The organism is Streptomyces sp. NPDC096132 (assembly GCF_044763345.1).
In the GTDB taxonomy this organism is placed as follows: Bacteria; Actinomycetota; Actinomycetes; order Streptomycetales; family Streptomycetaceae; genus Streptomyces.
Genome location: NZ_JBIWGA010000003.1, coordinates 349,992 through 375,038, shown reverse-complemented (window position 1 = coordinate 375,038; position 25,047 = coordinate 349,992). Strand labels below are relative to the sequence as shown.

Here is a 25,047-nt window from a genome sequence, read left to right as displayed (position 1 = left end):
GGCACCCCTTAAGGTGCCCCCGTGAGCACGTCTACCGATGGATACGTCCCGGGCCGCTTCGGCCCCTCCGCCACCACCGAGGCCGACCCGCGCGAGGTGGGCCGGGTCCGTACGGAGTACTCGCCGGCGCACGACGGCGACCCGGACCCCGGTGAGATCGTCTGGACCTGGGTGCCCTTCGAGGAGAACGACGGCCGGGGCAAGGACCGCCCGGTCCTGGTCGTCGCCCGTGAGCCGGGCGGCACCTTCCTCGCCGTCCAGCTGTCCAGCAAGCGCCATGACAACGACCGGGAGTGGGTCGCGATCGGCAGCGGCCCCTGGGACCGCTCCGGGCGGGACTCCTGGGTGGACGTCGACCGCGTCCTGCGGCTGCACGAGGACGGCATGCGCCGGGAGGCGTGCGCGCTGGACCGGATGCGGTTCAACCGGGTCCGGCACCGGCTGCACGAGCGCTACGGCTGGACCTGAGCCCCAGCCCGCACACCGTCGAACACCCGCTCGAAGGCGCCGCGGACCACGCTCCCCGGCGTCCGGTCCAGCACCCCGAAGACCACGTGCTCGAAGGTGTGCCCGAACCGCCCGCCGGGAGTGAGGAGCGCTCGGAACGCCTCCGCCACCCGCACCGGGTCGTTGCGGAAGACTCCGCAGCCCCACGCGCCCAGCACCAGCCGCCGGTAGCCGTGCGCGGCGGCCGTCTCCAGGACCCGCTCGGCGCGGACCGCGAGGGCGCCCGGCAGTTCGGGGGCACGCTCGGGCGCCGTACGCAGCACCACGCCCGCGTTCGGCGCGGCGGCGGTCAGGAAGCCGGGCGTGTACGGCTCGTCCAGCAGGCGGCCCCGGTCGTCGCGGAAGACGGGCACGGCCGGTGAGTGGATGACCCGGTCGGTGTAGATGTACAGCGCCGAGGCGCGGCACAGGGCCTCCTCCTGCGCCTGTGCGCCGTTCAGGAAGCCGCCGCCGGGGATGGGGGTCCCCCCGGCTCGAGCGGAGCCGAGAGCTGGGGGAGGGCGGAGGCGAAGTTCAGGACGGCGACCGGGGCGCCGACGAGCCGGCGGGCGGCCTCCAGGCTGCTCTCGCCGGTGACCTCGACGACCGAGGTGACCGGGGGTGCCTGCGGCACCGGGACCGGCCCCGGCCCCACCATCCTCGTGCCCGCCCGGGCGGCCTCGACCGCCGCGGCCAGGGACACCTCACGCCCGTCGGGCGCGCGGTAGGCACCCGCCGCGACGATCTCCTCCGTCTCGCGCGCGATGCCGCGCAGCCGTGCGCTCATGGCGCCACCCCCGTGGGTTCCATGAGCGGGCGGATCTCCCCCGTTGCCGTACTCATGCACGCATCGTGAGCGATGCCGGACAGGCCGTGCAACGAAATTTTCCGGCACCGGGAACGCACAGGAAACCTCCGGACAACAGCGCGCGATCGGTACGGAATCGAAGGCTCCCGGACCCTTTCACCCGGATTTGCACCCTTGTGTGTTTCGAATCGAGGGTCTTGGGTGGGACAGATGTGATGCCGGTCCGGCGGCCCCGAAGCCGGTCCGGTGGCATGGTGGAACCTCAGGAGGATCCCGACATGTCCGATTCGGTCAGCGACTGTACCGACAGCCCCACCGACTGTACGGAGCACCGCGACACCCTCTCCGAAGCCGAGGTGGAAGCCCTGGTGAGGGGCATCTGCTTCAAGACGGGCCCGCCCCGCACCGTGGGCGTCGAACTGGAATGGCTGGTCCACGAGCTGCGCCGGCCGCAGCTCCCCGTGACACCCGAACGACTCGCGGCGGCCTACGCCGCGCTGGAGGGCGTGACCGTGCGGTCCGCTCTCACCGTCGAACCCGGCGGCCAGCTGGAGCTCAGCTCGCCGCCCGCCGCCTCCCTGATGGAGTGCGTGGACACCCTCTCCGCCGATCTGGACGCGGTCCGCGCGGTCCTGCGCGAGCACGATCTCGTCCTCGCCGGCCTCGGCACGGACCCCTGGCACACCCCCCGCCGGTTCCTGCACGAGCCGCGCTACGACGCCATGGAGACCTGCCTCGACCGCACCGGCCCGGCCGGCCGCGCCATGATGTGCACCTCGGCCTCCGTGCAGGTCTGCCTGGACGCCGGGTACGAGGAGCCCGGGCCCCTGGGTCACGGGCGCCGCTGGTGGCTGGCGCACACCCTGGGCGCGGTGCTGGTGGCGGCCTTCGCCAACTCGCCCCTGCTGCGCGGCGACCCCACCGGCTGGCGCTCCACCCGGCAACTGCTGTGGATGGAGATCGGCGCCGGCCGCGCGGGCGCCCCCGCCCTGGACGGCGAGCCGCGCGACACCTGGGCCCGGCACGTCCTGGACGCGCCGGTGATGTGCGTACGGCGCGACAGCGGGCCCTGGGACGTGCCCGAGCGGCTGACGTTCCGCGAGTGGACCCGGACCGGCCGGCCCACCCGGGCGGACCTCGACTACCACCTGACCACACTGTTCCCGCCGGTCAGACCGCGCGGTCACCTGGAGCTGCGCATGATCGACGCGCAGCCCGGCGACGACGGCTGGATCGTGCCGGTCGCCGTGACGACGGCGCTGTTCGACGACCCGGAGGCCGCCGAGGACGCCTACCGCGCCGTGAAGCCCCTGGCCGAGCGGGCGCTGCCGCAGCCCGCCCCGCACAACCCGCTGTGGGTCGAGGCGGCCCGCTACGGCCTGGCCGACCCCGAACTGCACGAGACCGCCGTCGCCTGCTTCACGACGGCCCTGCGGGCCCTGCCCCGGCTCGGCGCCTCCACCGGCGTCCTGGACGCCGTCGCGGCGTACCGGGACCGCTATGTGCTCAAGGGCCGCACTCCCGCCGACGACCAGCTCGACCGCCTGCGCGGCACGGACACCCGCGCGTACGGGAAGGACCTCCGCCGATGACCACCGAGCCCGTCCTGGACGCCGACACGCTGCGCGAGCGCGCGCTGACCACCCTGACGACCGCCCGTGAGCGCACCACCCTCCTGACGACCTGTGTCGAGGACCTCGATCTCACCGCCCAGCACTCCCCGCTGATGTCCCCGCTGGTGTGGGACCTCGCGCACATAGGCAACCAGGAGGAGCTGTGGCTGCTGCGCACGGTGGCCGGCCGTGAGGCGATGCGCCCCGAGATCGACGGCATCTACGACGCCTTCGAACACCCTCGCTCCGAGCGGCCCTCGCTGCCGCTGCTGCCGCCCGTCGAGGCCCGCCGGTACGCGGCGGAGGTGCGCGGGAGGGTGCTGGACGTGCTGGAGGCGGCCGATTTCCAGGGCACCCGCCTCACCGAGGCCGGCTTCGCCTTCGGGATGATCGCCCAGCACGAACAGCAGCACGACGAGACGATGCTGATCACCCATCAGCTCCGGCGGGGACCGCAGGCCCTCCTCGCCCCCGACCCGGAGCCGGCCCCGCTGTTCACCGGCCCGGCCGAGGTCCTGGTCCCCGGCGGCCCGTTCACCATGGGCACCTCCGGCGAGCCCTGGGCGCTGGACAACGAACGCCCCGCGCACCGGCGCGAGGTGGCGCCCTTCCACATCGACACCACCCCGGTCACGAACGCCGCCTACCAGGCGTTCATCGACGACGGCGGCTACGACGACGAGCGCTGGTGGACGAGGGAGGGCTGGGCGCACGTCCGCGCGAGCGGCATCCACGCCCCGCTGTTCTGGCACCGTGACGGCGGACAGTGGCTGCGGCGCCGCTTCGGGATCACCGAGGTCGTACCGCCCGACGAGCCGGTGCTGCACGTGTGCTGGTACGAGGCCGACGCCTACGCCCGCTGGGCCGGGCGCCGGCTGCCCACCGAGGCCGAGTGGGAGAAGGCGGCCCGCTTCGACCCGGCGACGGGCGGCTCGATGCGCTACCCCTGGGGCGACGCCGACCCCGCCCCCGAACACGCCAACCTGGGCCAGCGCCATCTGCGCCCCGCCCCCGCCGGGAGCTACCCGGCCGGTGAATCCCCGCTCGGGGTACGCCAGTTGATCGGTGACGTGTGGGAGTGGACGGCGAGCGACTTCCTGCCCTACCCCGGCTTCCGGGCGTTCCCGTACAAGGAGTACTCGGAGGTGTTCTTCGGCCCCGAGTACAAGGTGCTGCGCGGCGGTTCGTTCGCGGTGGACCCGGTGGCCTGCCGGGGCACGTTCCGCAACTGGGACTACCCGATCCGGCGGCAGATCTTCTCCGGCTTCCGCACCGCCCGCTCGGGGTCCGTCTGATGTGCCGTCATATCGCCTGCCTGGGACCGCGGGAGCCGCTCGGCCGCGTCCTGGTGGATCCCCCGCACGCCCTGTACCGCCAGTCGTGGGCGCCCCGCCGGCAGCGGTACGGGACGGTCAACGCCGATGGTTTCGGCGTCGGTTGGTACGCCGAGGACGATCCGGTACCGGCCCGCTACCGCCGGGCCGGGCCGATCTGGGCGGACCTGTCCTTCGCCGACCTGGCGCGGGTCGTGCGCTCCGGCGCGCTGCTGGCCGCCGTACGGGACGCGACGCTCGCCGGGGCCGACGCGGAGGCCGCCGCGGCCCCGTTCGCCACGGGCACCTGGCTGTTCAGCCACAACGGGGCGGTGGCGGGCTGGCCGGGCTCCCTGGAGTCCCTCGCCGCCTCCCTGCCCCCGGCCGCCCTGCTGTCGATGGAGGCGCGCAACGACTCCGCGTTCGTGTGGGCGCTGGTGCTGGCCCGGCTGCGGGCCGGGGACACCGAGAGCCAGGCGCTGGCGGACACCGTGCTGGAGGTCGCCGCGGCGGCCCCCGGCTCCCGGCTCAATCTGCTGCTCACCAACGGCGAGGCGATCACCGCGACCGCCTGGGGCGACACCCTCTGGTACCTGACGGAACCCGGCGGCCGCACGGTCGTGGCCTCGGAACCGTACGACGACGATCCGCGCTGGCAGGAGGTTCCCGACCGCACCCTGCTCGCGGCGAGCCGCACCGACGTCCTGCTCACCCCGCTGAAGGACCCCAGCACGGAGGCGGCACCCGTACCCCCCAAGGAGACCCGCACGTGAGCCCGTTCCAGATCACCCGCACCCTCCCCGAGGACGCCACGGACGCCGCCCTGCGGGCCGACGTCCTGCAGGGCCTCACCGGCACCCCGAAGACGCTCCCGCCGAAGTGGTTCTACGACGCCCACGGCAGCGAGCTCTTCGAGCGGATCACCGAACTGCCCGAGTACTACCCGACGCGCGCCGAGCGTGAGATCCTCCTGGACCGCGCCGGTGAGATCGCCGCCGCGGCCGGCGCCCGCACGCTCGTCGAACTCGGCTCGGGCTCCTCCGACAAGACCCGCCATCTTCTCGACGCGCTGACCGGCCTGCACACCTATGTGCCCGTCGACGTCAGCGAGAGCGCCCTCACCCAGGCCGGACACGCCCTGATCGCAGAGCGGCCCGGGCTGCGGGTGCATGCCCTCATCGCCGACTTCACCAAGGCGCTGGCCCTGCCCGACACTCCGGGGCCGCGCCTGCTGGCGTTCCTCGGCGGCACGATCGGCAACCTGCTCCCGGCCGAGCGCTCGGTCTTCCTGGGCGCGCTGCGCGCCCTGCTGGCCCCGGGTGACGCGCTGCTGCTCGGCACGGACCTGGTCAAGGACGAGGGGGTGCTGGTCCGGGCGTACGACGACGCGGCCGGGGTGACGGCCGCCTTCAACAAGAACGTCCTGGCCGTCGTCAACCGTGAGCTGGGCGCCGACTTCGATCCGGGCGCCTTCGACCACGTGGCTCTCTGGGACGCGCGCGACGAGTGGATCGAGATGCGGCTGCGCTCGCGCACGGATCAGACCGTGAAGATCCCCGCGCTGGACCTGGCCGTGGACTTCGCCTCCGGCGAGGAGCTGCGCACCGAGGTGTCGGCGAAGTTCCGTGAGGAGGGGGTACGGGCCGAACTGGCCGACGCGGGGCTGGAGCTGACCCACTGGTGGACCGACCGTGAGGGCCGTTTCGCGCTGTCGCTGAGCACCGTCCGCTGACGCCGCCGGCCGTCGCCGTCGATGGGCGGCGGCGGCCGTTTCAGGGCCGCGGCGACGCGGGCCGCACGAGTCCGGTCTGGTAGGCGATGACGACGAGCTGGGCGCGGTCGCGGGCGCCGAGCTTGGTCAGGGCGCGCTGGATGTGACTGCGTACGGTCAGGACGCTCAGGACGAGTTCCCGGGCGATCTCGTCGTTGGATTTGCCCCGGGCGGCGAGTGCGGTGACCTCGCGTTCCCGGGGAGTGAGCTCCTTCAGGCGTTCCGGGGGTGCCAGGAGGGCGCCGGGGGCCGGGGCGGTGAGGAAGCGGGTGATGAGGGCTCGGGTGGCGCCCGGCGAGAGGAGGGCCTCGCCGGCGGCCACCGTGCGGATGCCGGCCAGCAGGGCGTCGGTGGTGACGTACTTGCCGAGAAAGCCGCTGGCGCCGACGCGCAGTGCTTTGGCCACGTACTCGTCGGTCTCGAACATGGTGAGGACGAGCACCCGGGTGCCCGCCAGTGCGGGGTCCTCGCAGATGGCGGCGGTGGCGGCGAGACCGTCGGTGCCGGGCATACGGATGTCCATCAGGACGATGTCGGGGTGATGGACGCGAGCGAGGTCCACCGCCTCCTGTCCGTTGGCGGCCTCACCGACCACCTCCATGTCGGCGCAGGAGTCGATCAGCAGCCGGAACGTGCCCCGCAGCAGGGCCTGGTCGTCGGCGAGCAGAACGCGGATGCTCACAGGGTTGCCTTGTCTTCTTCCAGGGCGAGGGGGTGCAGCGGCAGCGCGGTGGTGACTTCGAAGCCGCCCTCCGGGCGAGGACCGGCGCGCAGGTCGCCACCGACGGAGTGGGCACGCTCACGCATGCCCATCAGACCGTAACCGCCGCCCGGGACGGACGCGGCGGCGGTTCCGTCATTGGTGACCGAGATGAGCAGGCGGGACTCGGAGTACGCCAGCCGGACCCTCGCCCCGGTGCCCGCGCCGTGCTTGGTGACGTTGGTGAGGGCTTCCTGGATGATCCGGTACGCCGTCAGGTCCACCCCGGGCGACAGGGGCCGGGGTTCGCCCTCGGTGGTGACCGTGACCTCGACGCCGGCGGTTTCGCACGTCGCGATCAGCTCGGGGAGGCGGTCCAGGCCGGGGGCGGGTTCGAGGGGGTCGGTGTCGGGGTCGCCGTTCTGGCGCAGCACCCCGACGGTGGCACGGAGTTCGAGCAGCGCGGAGGACGTGGTGGCGGTCAGATCGTCGAGCAGCTTCTGTGCCTGCTCGGGGTGGGTGGGGGTGAGGTGGCGGGCGGTGCCGGCCTGCGCGTTGGCGACGGCCATGTGGTGGGCCACGGCGTCGTGGAGCTCGCGGGCGATCCGCATCCGCTCCTCGGCGACCCGTAGTCGCGCCTCCTCCTCACGGGTGCGCTCGGCGTACGCGGCGCGCGCCTGCACGGAATCCACGTAGTCACGGCGCAGGCGGTCCCGGCTGCCGCCGACCAGCGGCAGCATCAGCCACAGCACGGGGCCGACGGTGCGCAGCAGGATCATCTCGGTCGTGGGTCTGTCGGACACGGCCGCGGCGACCACCACGGCCATGGTCACGGCACCGAACACGCACGAGGTCCTGGGGTCGGTGATGGCGGCCAGCCGGTACAGGGCGATCATCAGGGGGGCGAGCAGCAGGGGTGTCAGCAGATAGCCCAGGCCCAGGGTGATCACCGTGCAGACCGTGGCCACGACGACCGCGGTGCGCGGGTGATCGCGTGCCTTCAGCTGAGCGAGACAGGCGACGACCGCCAGGACCTCGGCGGGCCACTCCTGGTCCGGCTGGCTGATGCCGGGGATGGTGATCGAGGCACCGAGGGTCACACAGCCGAGCAGGCCCAGGACCAGGACCATGTCCGTAACGGTGAACCTGCGTCCCGATGGACGCTCCGGGCTGGTGGTCATCTGTCTCTCCGGGGGAAGGGCGTTGAGCCCATGGTGGACGACGTACGGCGCTCGGCGCCGCACGGGCCGCCCGTGGTCTTCGCCACGGGCGGCCCTGGAGCGGCCGGGAGGGGCCCGGTCGGAAGCGTGCCTCTCAGACGCGTGCCTCGACCGGCTCGTCCGGGGTCGGGTCGGGGTCGGAGGGGCGGTCCGTGGCGTCGGCCGGGCGCCGGGTGAGGGCCTCGCCCTCCACGTCGACCCGGGGCAGCAGCCGGTCCAGCCACTTCGGCAGCCACCAGGCCCGGTCCCCCAGCAGGGCGAGGACGGCGGGCACGAGCGCCATCCGGACGACGAAGGCGTCGAGGAGCACGGCGGTGGCCATGCCGAAGCCGATCATCTTGATCATGGAGTCGCTCTCGCCGATGAAGCCCGCGAAGACGGCGATCATGATGAGTGCGGCGGCCACGACGACCCGGGCGCTGTGCCGGAAGCCCGAGACGACCGCCCGCTCGGCCGGCTCGCCGTGGACGTACGCCTCCCGCATGCGCGACACGAGGAAGACCTCGTAGTCCATGGCGAGGCCGAAGACGATGCCCACGAGGAAGATCGGCATCAGGCTCATGATCGGCCCGGTCTGCTCCACCCCGAACACGCCCGCCCCGTGGCCCTGCTGGAAGACCAGGACGACCGCGCCGAGGGCCGCGAGCACCGAGAGCAGGAAGCCGAGCGCCGCCTTCAGGGGGACGAGCACGGACCGGAAGACCACCAGCAGCAGGACGACGGCCAGACCGACGACGGTGATCAGATACGGCACCAGCGCGCCCTGGACCTTCGCAGCGATGTCGATGTTCAGCGCCGTGGTGCCCGTGACCTCGTACGACGCACCGGCCGCGGTCTCGATGGCGGGACGTTCGCCGCGGATGGTCTTGACGAGGGTCTTGGTCTGCTCGTCGGTCGGGCTGGTGGACGGTGTCGCGGTGAACACGGCCGTGTCCCCGGCGTCGTCGAAGTGGGGGGTGGCGACCGAGACGATGCCCTTCGTGTCGGCGATCCTCCGGTTGATCGTGTTCACCGCGGCCTTGGCGTCGCCGGCCCCCTTGGCGTCCACGACGATGGTGAGCGGCCCGTTGAAGCCGGGACCGAAGCCCTCCGCGAGGGCGTCGTAGGCGCGGCGCTCGGTCGTGGAGGTGGACTTGGCCTCGTCGCCCGGCATGCCGAGCTCCAGCTGGGTCATCGGGATCGCGAGGGCGCCGAGGCCCACGACGCCCAGCAGCAGGACGGGGATCGGGCGGCGCAGCACGAAGCGGGCCCAGCGGGTTCCGCGGTTGTCGTCCCCGCTCCGGCCTGCCGCCTTCTTGAAGCGGAACCGGCCCTGTTTGCGTACGGCGCCCGACAGCACGGCGTTCGGCCAGAAGCCGAGCAGAGCGGGCACGACGGTCAGGGCGATGACCACGGCGACGACGACCGCGCCGGCGGCGGTCAGGCCCATCTTGGTCAGCATCGGAATGCCGACGACCGTCAGCCCGGCCAGCGCGATGACCACGGTCAGGCCCGCGAAGACGACCGCCGACCCGGCCGTGCCGACGGCGAGACCGGCAGCCTCCTCCGGGGCATGCCCCTTGGCGCGCTCCTCGCGGTAGCGGGAGACCACGAACAGCGCGTAGTCGATGCCGACGGCCAGGCCCAGCATCATGGCCAGGGTGCCGGTGCTCGTGGACAGCCCGAGGGTATCCGCCAGCACCGCGATCGTGAACATGCTCACGCCGACGCCGAGGATCGCCGTCAGCAGGGGCAGCCCGGCGGCGGCCAGTGAGCCGAAGGTGACCAGCAGGACGAGGGCCGCCACCGAGATGCCAATGATCTCGGCGACGCCACCGGGTCCGCCGCCGCTGTCCATGGCCGAGCCGCCCGCCTCCACGGTCAGGCCGGCCTCCCGTGCCTGGTCGGCGGCCTTCTCCAGCGCGGTACGGCTGGCGTCGGTGACCTCGGACGACTTCACCTTGTAGGTGACGGTGGCGTACGCGGTGGAGCCGTCCTCGCTGACCGCCTTCGCCGTGAAGGGATCCGCGACACCTGCCACCTGCGAGCCGTCGCCCAGGGCGTCCACCGCCTCCTCGATCGCCTTCTTGTGGGCGGTCGCGGTGACCTTCTGTCCGTCAGGGGCGACGAACACGATCCTGGCGGTTGCGCCGTCGGCGGCGGCGCCGGGGAAGCGCTCCTGCATCAGGTCGTACGCCTTCTGGGACTCGATGCCCGGCATCGAGAACTCCTCGTCGGATGCTCCCGGCGCCCGCAGGGCACCCAGTCCGACGGCGGCCAGCACGGCCAACCACATCAAGGCGACCCCACCGCGCCGCCGGAAGGCCAGACGGCCCAGTCGATACAGAAAAGTAGCCACGTCAGGGAACCCCACATCCGCTCTCGCTTACCCGGATCAGGCTGTCGTGGCCAAGGCCCTGTCGTCGTCGTGCGGCTACTGGCACTGCCGCCTCCCGCATCCGGAGGACCACCTACTGAAACCGCAGTACATGTCCGGGCCGCCGGTCCTGCTCCGGTACGACACCCGGAGCGCCGGTGACGGATTCCTCACCGATCTTTCGCGCAAGGGAGTGGACCCGCCGCGTCACGAGCGCCGATCGTGGGCGCCATGAACGATCACCGCGTGACGCCTGGCGACGCCGCAGACCCCGCCCACGCCATGGAGAGCGGTGAGGTCCGCCGCTTCTGGGGCCGGCTCGGTCTTCCCGGGCTGGTCGACGTCCACACGCACTTCATGCCCGAGCGCGTCCTGCGCAAGGTCTGGGACTACTTCGACGCGCTCGGAACGCTGACCGGCGGGCTCGAGTGGCCGATCACCTACCGGAAGGAGGAGGCCGAACGCACCGCCCTGCTGCGGGAGTTCGGCGTACGGGCCTTCACCGCGATGCTCTACCCGCACAAGCCGGGCATGGCCCGGTGGCTGAACGGCTGGGCGGCCGACTTCGCCCGCCGCAACCCCGACTGTCTGCACACCGCCACCCTCTACCCGGAGCCGGGCGTCGAGGCGTACGTCCGGGAGGCCGTCGACGCCGGTGCGCGCGTCTTCAAGGCGCACGTGCAGGTGGGGGCGTACGACCCGGCCGACGAACTCCTCGACCGGGCATGGGGGTCGCTGGCCGAGGCCGGGATCCCCGTGGTGATCCACTGCGGCTCCGGGCCCGCGCCGGGCAAGCACACCGGCCCCGAGCCGATCGCTCGGGTGCTGGCGCGCCATCCCCGGCTGCGGCTGGTCGTCGCGCACATGGGGATGCCCGAGTACGAGGAGTTCCTCGGCCTCGCCGAGCGGTACGACGAGGTGCGGCTGGACACGACGATGGCGTTCACCGACTTCGCCGAGGCGCTGATGCCGTTCCCCCGCCGGGCCCTGCCCCGGCTGTCCGCGCTCGGCGACCGCATCCTGCTCGGCTCCGACTTCCCCAACATCCCCTACCCGTACGTGCGACAGCTCCAGGCGCTGGAGCGGCTGGAGCTCGGAGAGGACTGGCTGCGGTCCGTGTGCCACGACAACGCCGCGGAGCTGTTCCGGCTGTGAGGGCTACGACTCGCCGCCGTCCTGCCGCCCCTGTCCCACGGAGCCGGTACGCCGAGGCCGGCGGTGACCACACCGCCGGCCTTGGGCCCGTCAGCCCGTTGAGGGAGTCGTCGCGGGCGGCGGTGTCTGGGCGGGGACCGGCGCCGGGGGCGCGGACCTGACCGGATCGGCGGGTGCCTGGCTCTCGGACGTGACCGGATCGGCGGGCGGCGCCTGGGGGTCGGCCGGGGCCGTCGCGCCGCCGTTCGCCGTCTCCGGTGTCCCGGGGGCGGCCGGGTCGACGGTGCCGGGCCCGTCCAGGCAGTCGACGAAGGTGACGAAGCCGGGCCTGCCCGCGCCGTCGGTGACGGCGAACTCGTCCTCCGGGTGGCTGCGCAGCAGACACATGTCGTAGCGGGCGAGGGTCGGCAGGGAGTCGCGCGCGCCGTCCGTCCGGTACTCGTGGCGGCCGACCAGCTGGCAGGAGTCGTACCGGACCAGCGGGCCGCGCGGCCCGACGACGTAGCGGTGGGGCCGGGCCTCGGCCGCGAAGTCCTTGAAGGCCTGTCCGGTGTCGTCGCAGTCGCTGAAGTGGATCGTGCCGCTCTTCCAGGTGCTGTCGATGATCCGTACGTCCGGGTTGCGCACCTCGAACCGGATGTCCTGGGCGTGGAAGCGCTGCACCGAGTCGTGGTGCTGGGCGACGGGGAACCGGAAGAACGTGCTCGTGGTGCCGTACTCCGGGCTCTGCGGCCGGGTGCCGGTGACGATGTACGAGCCGCCCCGGCAGGTGATGGAGCCTCCATAGGGGAACTCGAGGAAGTTGCCCCACTCGTACTCGACCTTCATGTCGGTGAACCAGTAGTTGAGGAACTGGTCCTGGTCGTTGGGGTCCTGTTCGCGGCCGGTGAGGCCCGAGTAGAGGAACGCCCTGCGGTACGCGCCGCCGACCCGGCACGCCTCCCAGCGCATCTCGGAGTTGGTGTCCGTGCCGTCCAGGGAGACGCCGTACTCCCACTCCCCCATCCACTCGCACTCGGAGAACCGGTAGTCCTGCGCCTGTCCGGTGGAGTACGAGCTGAGGAAGGAGGCGCCCGGGGTGGCCGAGCGGAACTGGATGCGCTCGAAGGAGAGGTTGGACCAGATGTCCTCGTTGCGGCACAGATAGGAGCCGGGTCCGACGGGCGGGCGGAAGACGAGGGTGGTCATGCGCTTGCCCGCGCCGGCGAAGCGCAGGCCGTTGACCGGGCGCAGCGGGGCGGCTCCGTTCAGCAGGGCGCGCGGGCGGGTGATGAGGAACTCGCCGGGCGGGATCTCGATCACGGTGCGGCCGACGCCTCGGGAGACCCGGTCGGCGGCGAGCTGGTAGGCGTACTCGAACGCGGCGCTGTCGTCGGCGCGTCCGTCGCCCACCGCTCCGAGGTCGCGGACGTTGATCACGCGCGACAGCAGGCCGGCGGCGGCCGGTCCCTGCCCGGGACCGGCCGGGCCCACTCCCGGTCCCGACGCGGCGGACGCGCTGTGGGCGGTGAGGGCCGTCGCGCCCAGCAGGCTCACTCCGCCACGCAGAAGCTGCCGACGGCTGACACGGGACATCCCGCCTCCCCGTTCTGCCATAATTGCCTTCTTTCCAGCGTTTTCATTAAATTTCATCAAATAAGGAGGAAAATGGCCGAGTTCGTCGAGGTTCTCAGGCATCTGTCAGCGGCACAGAAGCCCGCGAAGGGGGTCTCGCTCTACACCCGGTTCGTCAACCGTCCGGCCGGCCGGGTCCTTGCGGCGCTGGCCTATCAGATGGGGGCGACGCCGAATCAGCTGACCGTCCTCGGCGCCCTGTTCACCTTCCCGGCCCTGGCGGCGGTGGCCCTGCTGCCGCCCTCGCCGAGGATGGCCGTCTGCGTGGGCGCGGCCCTGGCCGTGGGGTTCGTCCTGGATTCGGCGGACGGTCAGCTGGCGCGGGGGCAACGCTCCGGGAGCCCGTCGGGCGAGTGGCTCGACCATGTCCTGGACTGCGTCAAGATCGTCGCCCTGCACCTGGTGGTGCTGGTGTCGTTCTACCGGTTCTTCACCCTGCCCAGCCCGGTCTGGCTGCTGGCGCCCATGGTCTTCCAGCTCGCCGCCGTGGTGATCTTCTTCGCCGGGATCCTGACGGAGAAGCTCAAGCGGCGGACCCCGGGCGAGGTTCCGCCCGGGTCGCCCCCGGCACTGCGTTCCGTCCTGCTGCTGCCGGTCGACTACGGCCTGACCTGCCTCAGTTTCCTATTCCTGGGCAGTCAGGACGTCTTCCTTGCGGTGTACTGCGCGCTGCTGCTGGCACACGTCGTCTTCCTGGCCGCTTTCCTGGTGAAGTGGTTCCGCGAGCTGCGCTGACGGGATCGCCGGCGGCTCGTGCGCGGCCAGCATCCGCAGGGCACTGCGCAGCAGGGTGCTGGAGGTGTGCATGGTGTAGGGGAAGTAGACGACCTCGACGCCGACCTGCCCGAACCGCCGCTCGTACTCCTCCCACTTGGGCGTCCCCCGCCAGTCGTCGCCCTTGAAGATGACGTGGAAGCCGACACGCTTCCAGGTGATCAGCTTGTCGAGCTCCGTCTCCACGATGGCGTCGTCGACGAAGCGCAGACTGCGGACGATGTCGAGCCGCTCGGCGATCGGTACGACCGGGACCTTTCCCTTCAGCCGTGCCGTCAGGTCGTCGGAGGCCACTCCGGCGACGAGCCGGTCGCAGTGCCGGCGGGCCTCGCGCAGGATGTTGAGGTGGCCGATGTGGAACAGGTCGTAGACGCCGGGCGCGAATCCGATGCGGGTCATCGCCCGTCACCCACCTCTCGCTGCGTGGTCTCCGTCGGGGCGGCGGCCGTCTGCTGCGCGGGCTTCTTCGGCACGTTGACGGTCAGGGAACGGGACTTGGACGAGGTGTTCGTTCCGTCCGTCACCTCGATGGCGTAGGTGTGCTTCGAACCGGCGGGCACCGAGTCGGTCCAGGTGATCCTCGGACGGTCCCAGTAGGTGGAGGACTTGGTCTGCCGCGCCACCTGCTTCCCGTCCCGGTAGATCCGGTACGTCAGGGAGGCGTCGTCGCGGTCCCAGGAGGCTCGCCAGGCGAGGGTCACCCTGCCGGGCTCGGACGTGGCCAGGGACAGGGCGGGCACCTCGGGTGCTCCGGTGTCCTTGCTCCCGAAGCGCGTGAGGCCCTGCTGGGGCGCGCCGTTGACCTCGGTGAACTCACCGCCCGCCCACAGGACGCCCTTCGACACCGCCAGGGTGCGGGGACCGACCTGCTCCCCGAGGCCACCGTCGGTGTCGGGGAACCAGTGCAGGATCCTGCGGTCCTCGACCCGCTGGGCCAGGAAGTGCTGGCGGTCGCCCCGCTCGGGGAAGCCGCCGGGTGTCTCGTTGCAGTTGTGGGCGTGCGAGGCGCTGTAGAGGACGCCGTTGAAGACCACGAGGGACTGGGTGGCGCCGCGGCAGGTGTCGTTCCACACCATGGTCCCGTTGGCGAGCCGACCCGCGATCCGGCCGTCGTAGATGCCCGGCCCGTGGCCCTCGGCGCCGACGAAGAAGCGGGACTTGTCCTGGGCGATCGTCTTCACCGACGACTGGTTCGGGAACCAGCCCGGATACGTGAGGACCGTGTTGCCGGTGACGGGGTTGAGGGCGACCAGGGAGCGGGCGGGCTGTCCGTTGACCCGCTCGAAGTCACCGCCGACGAAGAGGCGTCCGTAGGGAAGCGCGGCCGACATCGAGCGCACCGGCTGGTCGAGGTCCGCCTTGAAGGGCAGCAGCGCGCCCTGGGGCGAGACGGCGGCGATGCGGTTCCTCTGCTGGCCGGAGACCCGGCCGAAGTCGCCGCCCAGGTAGACGGCCCGGTCCGTGGTCTCGATGGCCCGGACGGTCGACGAGACCGCCGGCTTGAACTCCTTGCGCACGGAGCAGTCGGAGGTGTTGATCGCGACCACGTTGGCCGCCTTCTCGGATCCGACGCTTTCGAAGGAACCGCCGACGTACAGCACCCGCCCGTCGGCCGAGGCCTTCATGGCCCGCACGGTGTGGTTGTGCCCGGTGAAGGACGGGGCACAGGGCAGGAGTTTGCCGGTCACGGCGTCGAACGCGGCGAAGTTGTGGCGCCCCACCAGGCGTTGGCCGGGTGCGGCACCCGGCGGTCGGACCGCGTCGAAGGTTCCTCCGACGTAGACGACGCCGTTCGCGGCGGCCAGCGACCAGACGATGCCCTCGGTCTGGTAGGTGGGCAGGGCGTCGGCGGCGAGCGTCTTCGGGCCGTCGGCGGCCGCGGCGAGGGAGGCGTCGAGCAGGGCGGTGGTGCACACGAGGGCGGTGACGGCGACCCTGGTGACCGGCTTCGAGCGGAGCTTTCTCAGGTGCAAGGGAACCCCGGGTGACAGTGGTTGGGAGTGGTGCGGAGGGAGGGACGCCCGCCGGGTGGGGCGGAACGCTGCGGCCGTGGCCGGTCTCATGCGGCGCGGCGGCGCAGCACTCCGACCAGTTCGCTCACCCTCAGCGATGTCCGATATCTCCACAAACTAATAGCAAATACACACATTCCCAAGACCATCCCTACGGCGAGTCCTGACGGAGTGTCACCTCCCCTCGTACGGGCGGCCCCCAGCACCACGGAGACGGTCAGTCCGACGGCGAGGGCGGTCCAGTAGCCGCGGTCCACGGTCGTGAAGCCGAGGCGCAGCCGGATGAGCAGGGCCGCGGCGAGGTTCTCCACGACGATGGCCGCGCCCCAGGACGCGGCGGCACCGAGCACGCCCCAGGCCGGGACGGCGAGCAGGCCGACGGTCAGCTGGACCGTGAACGCGACGGCGGTGATGGCCAGATGCCAGGAACTGCGGCCGGCCATGAGGAGCACGGTCTGGGCGTTGCCGACGGCGACGTTGACCATGGAGGCGGCGCACAGCACGACCAGGGCGGGCGCGCCCCGGACGAACTCCGGTCCGAAGGCGGACAGGAAGGTGTGGGGGAAGCCCGCGACGAGGACGAACAGCGGCCAGGAGAAGAGCACGATCCAGCAGGTCGACACGCGGTGCAGGGAGTGTGCCTCGCCGTCCTGGCCGAGGGCGAGCAGCCGGCTGATCTCCGGGGCGACGGCGAGCCGGACGGCGAGTTGGAGGAGGGTGCCCGCGGTGACGACCCGGCCGATGGCCGTGTAGACGCCCGCTTCCGAGGCCGTGGCCAGGGCCGACAGCAGGATGACACCGACCCAGACCGCGCTGATGTCGAAGACGGAGGAGACCGCGCGGGGCGCGGCGAAGGCCCAGAACGTCCGCCAGGACACGGACTCGCCGGGAGCGGGGGGTGTCGCGCTCCGGCCGGCCCGGCAGCGCCGCAGGGCGAACCAGGCGGCGACGGAACCGGCCAGCGCCGGCAGCAGCCACGCCGAGGCCAGGGCCGTCAGGCTGGGCAGGAAGAAGGCCACGGGAAGGGCGATCAGCAGGCGCAGCAGCGGCTTTCCGATCTGCTCCACGCCCACGAACGGCACCACCGTGCCGTATCCCCGGGTGCCGCCGAGCAGGACCATGCCCACCGTGGCGACGGGCAGGAAGAGCCCGAAGAGCCGGACCAGCGCGACGGCGTCGGCCGGGGGCAGTTGGGGCAGCAGCACGGTGGCCACGGTGGGCGACAGCAGCAGCGGCAGGGCGGCCGCGGTGGAGGCCACGGCCGCGGGCAGGACGGCCATGTGCAGCAGGGCGCGCACCGAGCGGCCGTCGTGCAGGGCGAGGTCCCGGGGCACGAAACGAATGAGCCCGGCGTCGGCGCCGAGCTTGCAGGTGTTGCTGAGGATGGTGAACAGGGCGACGCCGGTGAAGATCACGCCCGACCCGTCCGCTCCCACGGCTCGGGTGACCAGGCCGACCAGGAGGAAGGAGAACACGGCGTTCGCGGCGGAACCCGCCATCCCCCACCATCCTCCCCGGGCGACCGCCGCCACCCCGCGCGGGGCCGGGGCCTCGGCGCGGGGGGGAGCGGTCGCTTCGGGAGCGGTCACCGGCGGGCGACCGTGAAGGTGCTGTCCTGCGCGGGAAGCTCCATCGGCGCCGTGGCGTGGGTCGCCGGACGGTACTTCGGGCGGCGGCGCGGCAGGAGCAGACGCCGGCGGGGGCGTGCCGTGTCGAGCACGGTGCCGAGGAGGCGTCCGCCGGAGCAGTCGATCAGCTCCTGCACCTGCTTCAGCTCGTCGTGCCGGGTGGTGCCCAGGCCGACGACCAGCAGGACGCCGTCGACGCGCTGGGCGGCGGCGAGCGCGTCGGCGTGCGTGAGGAAGGGCCCGGTGACGACGACGGTGGAGGAATCGGCGCCCGGAAGCGCCCGGTTGACCTCGGAGGGAACACCCAGCCGGGACAGCGCGGCGGCGCCGCCGCCGGAGCGGAAGGCGAACCGTCCGGACACGTCGATGTCGACGAGGACGCTCCCGCTCGGCAGGAACGCCTCCTCCAGGGTGGGCGCCTCGTACGGCATCAGCGGCAGGCGGTCCGAGAGCTCGGAGGCGTCGGGGTCGGCGTCGACCAGCAGCACCTCTCCGCCGTACTCGGCGAGGGCGGCGGCCAGGTTGGCACCGACCTCCTCGGCGGCCTCGGCGTCGCGCGGGGCGACGACGAGGAGCTGGCCGGGGCCCGACGAGCCGGCGTTCCTGCGCAGGCGGAAGGCCAGGGCGCGGAACGCCTCGGCGCGGGCCCCGCCCGAGCGGCCGACCTTCAGCAGATCCTCGCCCGCCTCCTCGTCGTCGGGCAGGATGCCGAGCACCGGCGAGTTCAGCGCGGCGCGCAGCTCGCCGACCGACCGGATCCGGGAGTCCATCGTGGAGCGCAGCCAGGCCAGCACCACGCCGAGCAGGAGACCGCACACCAGGCCGAGGGCGAGCAGCATCCGCAGGCCGGGACCGACCGGCATGGTCGGGGCGGAGGCACGGCGGACGACGTCACCGGCGTCGGTGTCACGGGACTTGATGTCCAGGACGCGCTTCTGCAGGTTGTAGAGCTGACTCTGCGCGGCGGTCTTGGAGTCCGGCCGCTCCAGCTGGTCCTTGGCCAGCTGCTGGTTGAGGACGAGGATCTGCTCGTCCAGGGCGTCGGTGGCACGCTCCACCGCGGCGTCGTTGCGGCCCTTGCGGTCGGCGAGGTAGGCCTCGGCGAAGGCGTTGGCGCCGCGCGCCGCGCGCTGCGGGGTCCCGGCGGTGAACTCGAAGCGCAGCACCCGGGACTTCATCGGGTTGGTGACGCGCAGCCGGGCGGCGAGCCCGTTCGCCTGGCTCTCGGGCCGGCCCAGGATGTGAGCCACGCGGCGGGCGACCTCCGCGCTGGTGGCGATCTGCTGCTCGGTGGTCATACTGACCTGGTTGTCAGCGGAGACACCCACCGCGCCGAACGGGTCGGTGGTGGAGCGCACCAGGACCTCGCTGGTGGCGGCGAAGGTGTGCGCGCGGTACTGGGCCAGCGCCAGCCCGCCGAGCAGTCCCAGGAGGAGGCCCAGCGCGATCAGGGTGCGGTGGCGCAGGATGCGGCGCAGTTGGTCGCGTAGTTGGTCCGGCTCTTCGTACCGGTCGTCGAGGTGGATGGGGCCGGTCACGGGTGCCCTCCTGTTCCGGGGATCGATGCATGACGAGGGGGTGCGGTCGGCATCGCCGATGAGCGGAACCGGGATGCCCCGGCGATGGGGGTGGTGATGAGCAGCGGGACGGCCAGCAGCAGGGTCAGCGGGCCCGCGATCGCGAGCAGGCTGCCGCGCAGGAAGACCATCTGGTAGAAGGCGAAGGCCGGGACGAGCAGGGCCGCGAGGGCCCCCGGGTTCTCGCGCAGCCGGTGGCGGACGTCGTCCACCCGTCGGCCGAGTGCGCCCAGCAGACCGAACACGAGGATCACGGCGAAGGGGCCGGCCCACAGGTAACTCTCGATCCACAGGGGCGCGGAGAGGTTGTGGAACTCGTATCCGGCGTACTCGGCCAGGGCGATGCCGGTGTCGGAGGGCTTCTCCGGCCAGATCGAGCGCGGCACCATGAACAGCGGCGGGCCGAGCACGTTCCCCGGGGCGAAGCCGTGGTCGTGCACGTAGTCGACCCCGGTCTGCACCTGCTGGAAGGCGTCGAAGTCGCCGTTGGCGGTGAACTGGTCGGCGAGGGAGACGACGGCGACGTCCTCCCGGTCGCTGTAGCGGAAGTAGTCGCTGTAGGGGAAGACGAACAGCAGCGCCGCGAGGATCGCGGCGGCCGTGATCCGGAAGGCGCGGGGCCGGCACAGCCGGGGCACCGAGAACAGCAGGGTCAGCAGGACCATGCCGGCCCAGAACCGCGGCTTGCTGATCGGGTTGTTGACGACGACGTTGAGCGCGAGCAGCACCGGCAGAAGCAGCCAGCGCACCGCGCGCAGCCAGCGGTCGCCGCCGGGCCGGCGCGGAATCCGCAGCAGGCCGAGCAGCGCCCAGAACGCGGGCACCGACAGCGACCAGCTGAGCAGGGACCGCAGGGAGGCGTCCTCGCCGCCGGCCTCGGTGATGGCCTGACGGCTGGTGAAGTACGCGCCCAGTCGGTCGGGTTGGTCGACGATCAGGGCGGCGGCGAAGCCGAGGGCGAGCGCGCACATGGCGAGCAGGCGCCAGGGCGTGAGCCGACGGGAGAGGACGCGTTCGAGGAGCCCCGGTGGGCGGGTGTCCGGGAGAGCGCGTTCCCGGCGGGCGGCGAGGGCCGTTCCCGCGCTGTAGGCGAGGAGCCCCAGCTCGACGAGGGCCACGGCCCCGAGGGTGGTCACCTCGTCGGTCCGGTACGGCCAGGGATACGCGTCGACGGCGAGCATCGCGAGGGCCGCCAGGCCCAGCCAGACGTAGGCGAAGACCCAGAAGCCCAGCGCCACGAACCGCACCCGGGACGAGGTGAGCACCCGGGCGAGCGCACCACCGGCGTGCGCCACGACCACGCCTTGCAGAGCGAGTGCGGCCGACACGTGCACACCGTGCGACTGGAGGATCAGCCCCGGCAGCAGGACCGTCAGCACCACGGCCCAGAGGGAGACCGCAGCCACACTGCGGACGCGAGCGTCCTGCATCCCGGCCTCTCCGTCGAGCGAATATTTAGGCTGAAACATCACTGAAGGATATATAGCGCTTACATCGCGCTAATCAGCCCAGGCGCGCAGAAATCGCTAAATTCTCGGCGTGCCAATTACCCCAAATCATGACAAGTCTGCATAGCTTATCGGCCAACAGATCTCTCAGATCTCCCGAATCTCAGAGGAGTTGTGCATGAGCCAGCAGGTAGACGTCGTCGTCGCCGGGGGCGGGGGATTCATCGGCGGTCACCTGGTGGGCGACCTTCTCGCCCAGGGCCTGACCGTCCGCTCCATCGACATCAAGCCGCGCCAGGAGTGGTACCAGGTCCACCCGGACGCCGAGAACGTGGTCGCCGACCTGTCGCTCCTGGACAGCGCCCGCGCGGGCGTGCGGGACGCGCGGCAGGTGTACATGCTGGCCGCCGACATGGGCGGCATGGGCTTCATCGAGAACAACAAGGCCGCCTGCATGATGTCCGTGCTGACCAGCACCCACATGCTGCAGGCGGCGCACGAGGCCGGTGTGGAGCGCTACTTCTACTCCTCCTCCGCCTGCGTGTACGCCGCCGCCAAGCAGACCGACCCGGACGTCACCGCGCTCAGGGAGGAGGACGCCTACCCGGCGCAGCCGGAGGACGGCTACGGCTGGGAGAAGCTCTTCTCCGAGCGCATGTGCCGGCACTACGCCGAGGACTACGGCTTCGTCACCCGCGTCGCCCGCTACCACAACGTGTACGGCCCGCAGGGCACCTGGACCGGCGGCCGGGAGAAGGCACCGGCCGCGGTGTGCCGGAAGGTGGCCGAGGCGGCCCTGAGCGGCGACCACCGGATCGAGATCTGGGGCGACGGACTGCAGAGCCGCTCGTTCATGTACATCGACGACTGCCTGCACGGCAGCCAGATGATCATGAACGGGGACAGCGGTGTCCCGGTCAACCTCGGGTCGTCGGAGCTGGTCACCATCAACCAGCTGGTCGACATCGTCGAGGAGATCGCCGGTGTGCGCTGCGAGCGCGCCTACCGCCTCGACGCCCCGCAGGGCGTGCGCGGCCGCAACTCCGACAACGACCTGATCCGTGAGATCCACGGCTGGGAGCCGTCGGTGACCCTGCTCGACGGCCTGGAGACGACCTACGCCTGGGTCTACGACCAGGTCAAGCGCTCCCAGCAGTGACGCCCGACCGAGCACGAGGGGACGGAGAACGCATGAGGATCCTCGTCCACGACTACAGCGGCCATCCCTTCCAGGCCCAGCTGAGCCGTGAGTTGGCGCGCCGCGGTCACGACGTCGTCCACTCGACCTGCACGGCCTACGTCTCCGGCAAGGGCAATCTCGGCGGGGACACCCCCGGGCTGCGCTTCGTCACCATCGGGGACGGCACCGCGCTGAAGAAGGACGCCTACGTCCGCCGGCTGCGCCAGGAGACGCTGCTGGGCCTCGAACTGGCCCGGCAGGTACGGCAGGAGCGGCCCGACGTGGCCCTGCTGTCCAACCTGCCGATCCCGGTGCTGGTGGTGGCGGCGGGCGTACTGCGGCGGATGGGCATCCCGTGGGTGCTGTGGCACCAGGACGTGACGGCCGTGGCGCTGAAGAGCTTCGCCGCCGAGGGTGTCGCGAGGTCCATGGGCGTCGCCGCCAAGGTCTTCGGGGCCGGCGAGAAGTGGTCGGCGCGGCAGGCCGCGGCCGTCGTGGTGATCGCCGAGTCGTTCGTGCGCATCCACCGCGAGTGGGGTACGGCCGGCAAGGTCACCGTCATTCCCAACTGGGCGCCGCTGGACGAGATCGTGCCGGTGGCCCGGGCCAACGCCTGGTCGGCCGAGCAGGGTCTGGACGGCGTACGGACCGTGCTGTACTCGGGCACGCTGGGCCTGAAGCACAACCCGGCCCTGCTGGTGCGGCTGGCCGAGCGGCTGTGCGAGAAGGGCACCCCGGTGCGGCTGGTCGTCGTCAACGACGGCCCGGCCGTACCCGTCCTCAGGAAGGAGGCGGCCGCGCGGGGGGTCGAGCTGACCCTGCTGCCCTTCCAGCCGTACGAGCGGCTGCCCGAGGTCCTGGGCTCGGGCGACCTCCTCGTCGTGCTGCTGGGCGCGGACGCCGGGGAGTTCTCGGTGCCGTCCAAGACGCTGTCGTACCTGTGTGCCGGGCGCCCGGTGCTCGGTCTGATGCCCGCGGCCAACCTGGCCGCGCAGCTGCTGCGCCGGGCGGGGTCGGCGGTGTTCCCGCCGGAGGAGTCCGCGCTCGACGAGGCGGTCGCCTGGGCACGGGAGATCCTGTCCGACCCGGCACGGGCCGAGTCGCTGGGCAAGGAGAGCCGTGCCCTGGCGGAACGGGAGTTCGCCCTGGAGGACTGCGCCTCCCGCTTCGAGGCCATCCTCCGCAGAGCGAGCAGGACCAGCGCCCCGCGACGCTGAACCGGGGGCGATACGGCCGAGCCCGTGGCGCTGAACCGTGCGGCGGGTCGGCCGCTCCTCGTGGCGCTGAACCGACGGTGGATCGGCCGACCGCCGCGGCGTCGATCCGTACGGCGGTTCGGCCGATCCCGTGGCACTCGTCCGGCCACGGTCGGCCGACCCCCGCGGCACCGTCCCGTCGCGGTTCGACCGACCATCGTCGTGCTGAACTGGAAGCGGTTCGGCCGACCGCCGTGGCGTTGATCCGTGTTGCGGTTCGGCGGACCCCGTGGCGCTTTTCCGGCCACGGTTCGACCAACCCCGTGGCACTCATCCGGCCACGGTTCGACCGACCCCCGCGGCACCGTCCCGCCGCGGTTCGACCGACCATCGTCGTGCTGGACCGGAGGCGGTTCGGCCGCTTCGTGCGGCCGAACCGCTTTGTCATGTCCGTCCTGGACGGTTCCGGTAGAGGTGCTCCAGCCGGTCGACGACCGCGCGGATGGAGAAGACCTCGTCGATCGCCCGTCGGCCGGCCTCGGCCAGCCGGTGGCGCAGCTCCGCGTCGGCGAGCAGCCGGGACACCGCGTCGGCCAGGGCCTCCGGGCTGCCGTCGGTGACCAGGGCGGCCTCCCTGCGGGCCAGTTCGGCCGCGATGCCGCTGCTGTCCGTGCAGACGACGGGAGTTCCCTCGGCCAGGGCCTCCAGGACCGTCATCGGGAACGGCTCCTGCACGCTGGGCAGGACGTACACGGCGGCCCTTCGGTAGGCCTCCAGTGCGGCCGAGTGGTCCAGCGCGCCGCCGTAGGAGACCACGTCGCCGATCCCCCGGTCTCCGATGAGCCGCCGTACACCCGGGAGTGACCCCTCGTCGGCTCCGTAGAGAGTGAAGCGCGCGTCGGAGAACTCCTTGTGGACCAGGGCGGCCATCTCGACGAACGCCTCGGGGCGTTTGCGCGGGTGCAGCCTGGCCAGAAAGATCACCTCATGGCCGGCGCGCGGCCGGTCGGTGTCCCGTCCGGCGGACACGCGCAGGCCGTTGGGCAGGGAGAGCAACGGTGGCCCGTCCGGGCCCAGTACCTCCGCCAGCTCGCGCCGCTCGCGCTCGGTGAGCACGAGACAGCCGCGGGCGCCGCGCAGCAGGGGCACGAACAGCCGGTCGAAGATCCGCGCCACGGGGGCCGTACGGGGCTCGACCATGCCGTGGGTCTGGGTGACGTAGTCCTTGCGCCGCAGCCGGGCCATGGCCAGCCCGGCGAGGGAGACCAGGTCGCGGCCCGCGTGGAGGTGGACGGCGTCGGCGCGGCCCAGGGTGCGCCACAGGTCCCACAGCAGCAGGGGGTGCATGAGTCCGAGGCAGCCCCGGCCGGGGACGACGCGCCAGGCCGGGCGGGAGACGAAGGGAACGACTCCCCCGGCTCCGACCCGTTCCGGGGCCCGGGCCGTACCCTTGGCCCGCCACAGCGCCACCAGCGTCACGTCGTGACCGCGCGCGGCGCACTCCTCGAGCTGGGCGGCCGCCACGCTCGTAGGACCGCCAAAGGCCCCGTCGTCGCTGACGAGCGTGACCACGTGGACCAGTCTCATACGGCGCCTCCCGCCGTCAGGACCGAGTCCGCCGGTACGTTCCGGTGGGCGATGGCGCCGGCCCCGACCACGGCGTCCCGGCCGACGGTGACCCCGCGCAGCACGACCGCCCGGGCCGCGACCCAGCTGCCCGGCTCCAGCCTGATGGGGCCGTTGTCGAACTCGAAGGTGGCGCTGCGCCGGCGGTGGCTGCCGGTGCACAGCAGCGCGCTCTGGGAGACGCAGCAGTCGTGGCCGATGACGACCGGTTCGAGGTTGAGGATCCAGGCGTCCTCGCCGATCCAGACGTCGTCACCGACGTCCAGCTTCCACGGCCAGTGGACGCGCACCCCGCGCCGGATCAGCACCCGCTGTCCGACGCGGGCGCCGAAGGCGCGCAACAGCGGTGGCCGCCAGCGGGCGGGGAACCACCACTTGGCGAAGAGCAGATGCTGGACGGCGAACCAGGCGGCCTGCGTCGGCAGCGGGCGCCCCTTGTCGTATCCGGCGCCCGTGAAGCCGCGCAGGTGCCGCGCCACGGCGGGCCGGTGCGTCGCGTCCCGGACGGATGTGGTCTGTACCATGACGCGATCCTTCACGGCCCCGGGGACGGATCACCTCCGGTGAACC

General features: G+C 72.2%; 20 protein-coding genes and 1 pseudogene. 9 read left to right on the top strand and 12 right to left on the bottom strand.

Going from position 1 to position 25,047, the window contains the following annotated elements; genetic code table 11:
* Positions 1–21: 21 nt before the first annotated feature.
* The gene (locus ACIRF9_RS09430) at positions 22–468 is read left to right on the top strand and encodes a type II toxin-antitoxin system PemK/MazF family toxin (RefSeq protein WP_403818580.1); all 447 of its coding nucleotides are present in this window, start codon (positions 22–24) and stop codon (positions 466–468) included.
* Here the strand turns inward: ACIRF9_RS09430 and ACIRF9_RS09425 are convergent.
* Positions 453–1,273, bottom strand: a pseudogene (locus ACIRF9_RS09425) (TIGR02452 family protein). The gene ACIRF9_RS09430 and the pseudogene ACIRF9_RS09425 sit on opposite strands and share 16 nt — an antisense overlap.
* Positions 1,274–1,572: 299 nt before the next feature.
* On the opposite strand from ACIRF9_RS09425, the gene egtA reads away from it, so the two are divergent.
* The 4 genes from egtA to egtD are packed head-to-tail and all read left to right on the top strand — an operon-like array spanning position 1,573 to position 5,952.
* A complete protein-coding gene (egtA, locus tag ACIRF9_RS09420; RefSeq protein ID WP_403818578.1) occupies positions 1,573–2,886 on the top strand; it encodes an ergothioneine biosynthesis glutamate--cysteine ligase EgtA in 1,314 nt (437 codons plus the stop codon).
* Positions 2,883–4,202, top strand: a complete 1,320-nt coding sequence (gene egtB, locus ACIRF9_RS09415) for an ergothioneine biosynthesis protein EgtB (protein WP_403818576.1) — start codon at positions 2,883–2,885, stop codon at positions 4,200–4,202. Before egtA ends, egtB begins: the two co-directional genes overlap by 4 nt.
* On the top strand, positions 4,202–4,993 hold the full coding sequence (egtC, locus tag ACIRF9_RS09410) for an ergothioneine biosynthesis protein EgtC (RefSeq protein ID WP_403818574.1): 792 nt from the start codon (positions 4,202–4,204) through the stop codon (positions 4,991–4,993). The genes egtB and egtC overlap by 1 nt, the downstream gene beginning before the upstream one ends.
* Complete coding sequence (gene egtD / locus ACIRF9_RS09405; RefSeq protein WP_403818572.1) at positions 4,990–5,952, top strand: L-histidine N(alpha)-methyltransferase; 963 nt, start codon at positions 4,990–4,992, stop codon at positions 5,950–5,952. Before egtC ends, egtD begins: the two co-directional genes overlap by 4 nt.
* Before the next feature lie 40 nt (positions 5,953–5,992).
* Here egtD and ACIRF9_RS09400 read toward each other — a convergent pair whose 3' ends face one another.
* The 3 genes from ACIRF9_RS09400 to ACIRF9_RS09390 all read right to left on the bottom strand — a co-directional run bounded on the left by ACIRF9_RS09400 (position 5,993) and on the right by ACIRF9_RS09390 (position 10,249).
* Entirely contained in the window at positions 5,993–6,673 is a 681-nt protein-coding gene (locus ACIRF9_RS09400) for a response regulator (protein WP_403818570.1), read from the bottom strand.
* Positions 6,670–7,872, bottom strand: coding sequence for a sensor histidine kinase (locus tag ACIRF9_RS09395; protein WP_403818568.1), 1,203 nt, complete (start codon positions 7,870–7,872; stop codon positions 6,670–6,672). Before ACIRF9_RS09395 ends, ACIRF9_RS09400 begins: the two co-directional genes overlap by 4 nt.
* Positions 7,873–8,005: 133 nt before the next feature.
* Positions 8,006–10,249 (bottom strand): MMPL family transporter, encoded by a 2,244-nt coding sequence (locus tag ACIRF9_RS09390; RefSeq protein ID WP_403818566.1) that lies wholly within the window; start codon positions 10,247–10,249, stop codon positions 8,006–8,008.
* 249 nt (positions 10,250–10,498) lie between these two features.
* On the opposite strand from ACIRF9_RS09390, the gene ACIRF9_RS09385 reads away from it, so the two are divergent.
* On the top strand, positions 10,499–11,422 hold the full coding sequence (locus ACIRF9_RS09385; protein ID WP_403818564.1) for an amidohydrolase family protein: 924 nt from the start codon (positions 10,499–10,501) through the stop codon (positions 11,420–11,422).
* A 90-nt stretch (positions 11,423–11,512) separates the two neighbouring features.
* Here the strand turns inward: ACIRF9_RS09385 and ACIRF9_RS09380 are convergent, their stop codons facing one another.
* Positions 11,513–12,997, bottom strand: coding sequence for a glycosyl hydrolase family 28-related protein (locus ACIRF9_RS09380; RefSeq protein WP_403818562.1), 1,485 nt, complete (start codon positions 12,995–12,997; stop codon positions 11,513–11,515).
* 72 nt (positions 12,998–13,069) lie between these two features.
* Here ACIRF9_RS09380 and ACIRF9_RS09375 point away from each other — a divergent pair, with 72 nt between their 5' ends.
* On the top strand, positions 13,070–13,771 hold the full coding sequence (locus ACIRF9_RS09375) for a CDP-alcohol phosphatidyltransferase family protein (protein WP_403818561.1): 702 nt from the start codon (positions 13,070–13,072) through the stop codon (positions 13,769–13,771).
* Here ACIRF9_RS09375 and ACIRF9_RS09370 read toward each other — a convergent pair.
* The 5 genes from ACIRF9_RS09370 to ACIRF9_RS09350 form a co-directional block, all read right to left on the bottom strand.
* On the bottom strand, positions 13,661–14,209 hold the full coding sequence (locus tag ACIRF9_RS09370) for an adenylyltransferase/cytidyltransferase family protein (protein WP_403818559.1): 549 nt from the start codon (positions 14,207–14,209) through the stop codon (positions 13,661–13,663). The genes ACIRF9_RS09375 and ACIRF9_RS09370 overlap by 111 nt on opposite strands.
* Entirely contained in the window at positions 14,206–15,783 is a 1,578-nt protein-coding gene (locus tag ACIRF9_RS09365) for a fibronectin type III domain-containing protein (protein ID WP_403818558.1), read from the bottom strand. Before ACIRF9_RS09365 ends, ACIRF9_RS09370 begins: the two co-directional genes overlap by 4 nt.
* Before the next feature lie 86 nt (positions 15,784–15,869).
* Positions 15,870–17,354 (bottom strand): oligosaccharide flippase family protein, encoded by a 1,485-nt coding sequence (locus ACIRF9_RS09360; protein ID WP_403819029.1) that lies wholly within the window; start codon positions 17,352–17,354, stop codon positions 15,870–15,872.
* 53 nt (positions 17,355–17,407) lie between these two features.
* A complete protein-coding gene (locus ACIRF9_RS09355; protein ID WP_403818556.1) occupies positions 17,408–18,988 on the bottom strand; it encodes a hypothetical protein in 1,581 nt (526 codons plus the stop codon).
* Complete coding sequence (locus tag ACIRF9_RS09350; RefSeq protein ID WP_403818555.1) at positions 18,985–20,457, bottom strand: hypothetical protein; 1,473 nt, start codon at positions 20,455–20,457, stop codon at positions 18,985–18,987. Before ACIRF9_RS09350 ends, ACIRF9_RS09355 begins: the two co-directional genes overlap by 4 nt.
* A 196-nt stretch (positions 20,458–20,653) precedes the next feature.
* Between ACIRF9_RS09350 and ACIRF9_RS09345 the strand changes: the two genes are divergently transcribed.
* Both ACIRF9_RS09345 and ACIRF9_RS09340 read left to right on the top strand, forming a co-directional pair.
* Positions 20,654–21,634, top strand: coding sequence for an NAD-dependent epimerase/dehydratase family protein (locus ACIRF9_RS09345; RefSeq protein ID WP_403818553.1), 981 nt, complete (start codon positions 20,654–20,656; stop codon positions 21,632–21,634).
* Positions 21,635–21,666: 32 nt separating this feature from the next.
* Positions 21,667–22,872, top strand: coding sequence for a glycosyltransferase family 4 protein (locus tag ACIRF9_RS09340; RefSeq protein WP_403818551.1), 1,206 nt, complete (start codon positions 21,667–21,669; stop codon positions 22,870–22,872).
* A gap of 423 nt (positions 22,873–23,295) precedes the next feature.
* Here the strand turns inward: ACIRF9_RS09340 and ACIRF9_RS09335 are convergent, their stop codons facing one another.
* The gene (locus tag ACIRF9_RS09335) at positions 23,296–24,438 is read right to left on the bottom strand and encodes a glycosyltransferase (RefSeq protein WP_403818549.1); all 1,143 of its coding nucleotides are present in this window, start codon (positions 24,436–24,438) and stop codon (positions 23,296–23,298) included.
* The gene (locus tag ACIRF9_RS09330) at positions 24,435–25,001 is read right to left on the bottom strand and encodes a putative colanic acid biosynthesis acetyltransferase (protein ID WP_403818547.1); all 567 of its coding nucleotides are present in this window, start codon (positions 24,999–25,001) and stop codon (positions 24,435–24,437) included. Before ACIRF9_RS09330 ends, ACIRF9_RS09335 begins: the two co-directional genes overlap by 4 nt.
* Between the last annotated feature and the right edge of the window lie 46 nt (positions 25,002–25,047).

Bases quoted from the DNA above. Each gene is read 5' to 3' on its own strand.
- egtA (WP_403818578.1), top strand. From the start codon at position 1,573: ATGTCCGATTCGGTCAGCGACTGTACCGACAGCCCCACCGACTGTACG.
- egtB (WP_403818576.1), top strand. From the start codon at position 2,883: ATGACCACCGAGCCCGTCCTGGACGCCGACACGCTGCGCGAGCGCGCG.
- egtC (WP_403818574.1), top strand. From the start codon at position 4,202: ATGTGCCGTCATATCGCCTGCCTGGGACCGCGGGAGCCGCTCGGCCGC.
- ACIRF9_RS09395 (WP_403818568.1), bottom strand. From the start codon at position 7,872: ATGACCACCAGCCCGGAGCGTCCATCGGGACGCAGGTTCACCGTTACG.
- ACIRF9_RS09385 (WP_403818564.1), top strand. From the start codon at position 10,499: ATGAACGATCACCGCGTGACGCCTGGCGACGCCGCAGACCCCGCCCAC.
- ACIRF9_RS09380 (WP_403818562.1), bottom strand. From the start codon at position 12,997: ATGTCCCGTGTCAGCCGTCGGCAGCTTCTGCGTGGCGGAGTGAGCCTG.
- ACIRF9_RS09375 (WP_403818561.1), top strand. From the start codon at position 13,070: ATGGCCGAGTTCGTCGAGGTTCTCAGGCATCTGTCAGCGGCACAGAAG.
- ACIRF9_RS09370 (WP_403818559.1), bottom strand. From the start codon at position 14,209: ATGACCCGCATCGGATTCGCGCCCGGCGTCTACGACCTGTTCCACATC.
- ACIRF9_RS09350 (WP_403818555.1), bottom strand. From the start codon at position 20,457: ATGCAGGACGCTCGCGTCCGCAGTGTGGCTGCGGTCTCCCTCTGGGCC.
- ACIRF9_RS09345 (WP_403818553.1), top strand. From the start codon at position 20,654: ATGAGCCAGCAGGTAGACGTCGTCGTCGCCGGGGGCGGGGGATTCATC.
- ACIRF9_RS09340 (WP_403818551.1), top strand. From the start codon at position 21,667: ATGAGGATCCTCGTCCACGACTACAGCGGCCATCCCTTCCAGGCCCAG.
- ACIRF9_RS09335 (WP_403818549.1), bottom strand. From the start codon at position 24,438: ATGAGACTGGTCCACGTGGTCACGCTCGTCAGCGACGACGGGGCCTTT.
- ACIRF9_RS09330 (WP_403818547.1), bottom strand. From the start codon at position 25,001: ATGGTACAGACCACATCCGTCCGGGACGCGACGCACCGGCCCGCCGTG.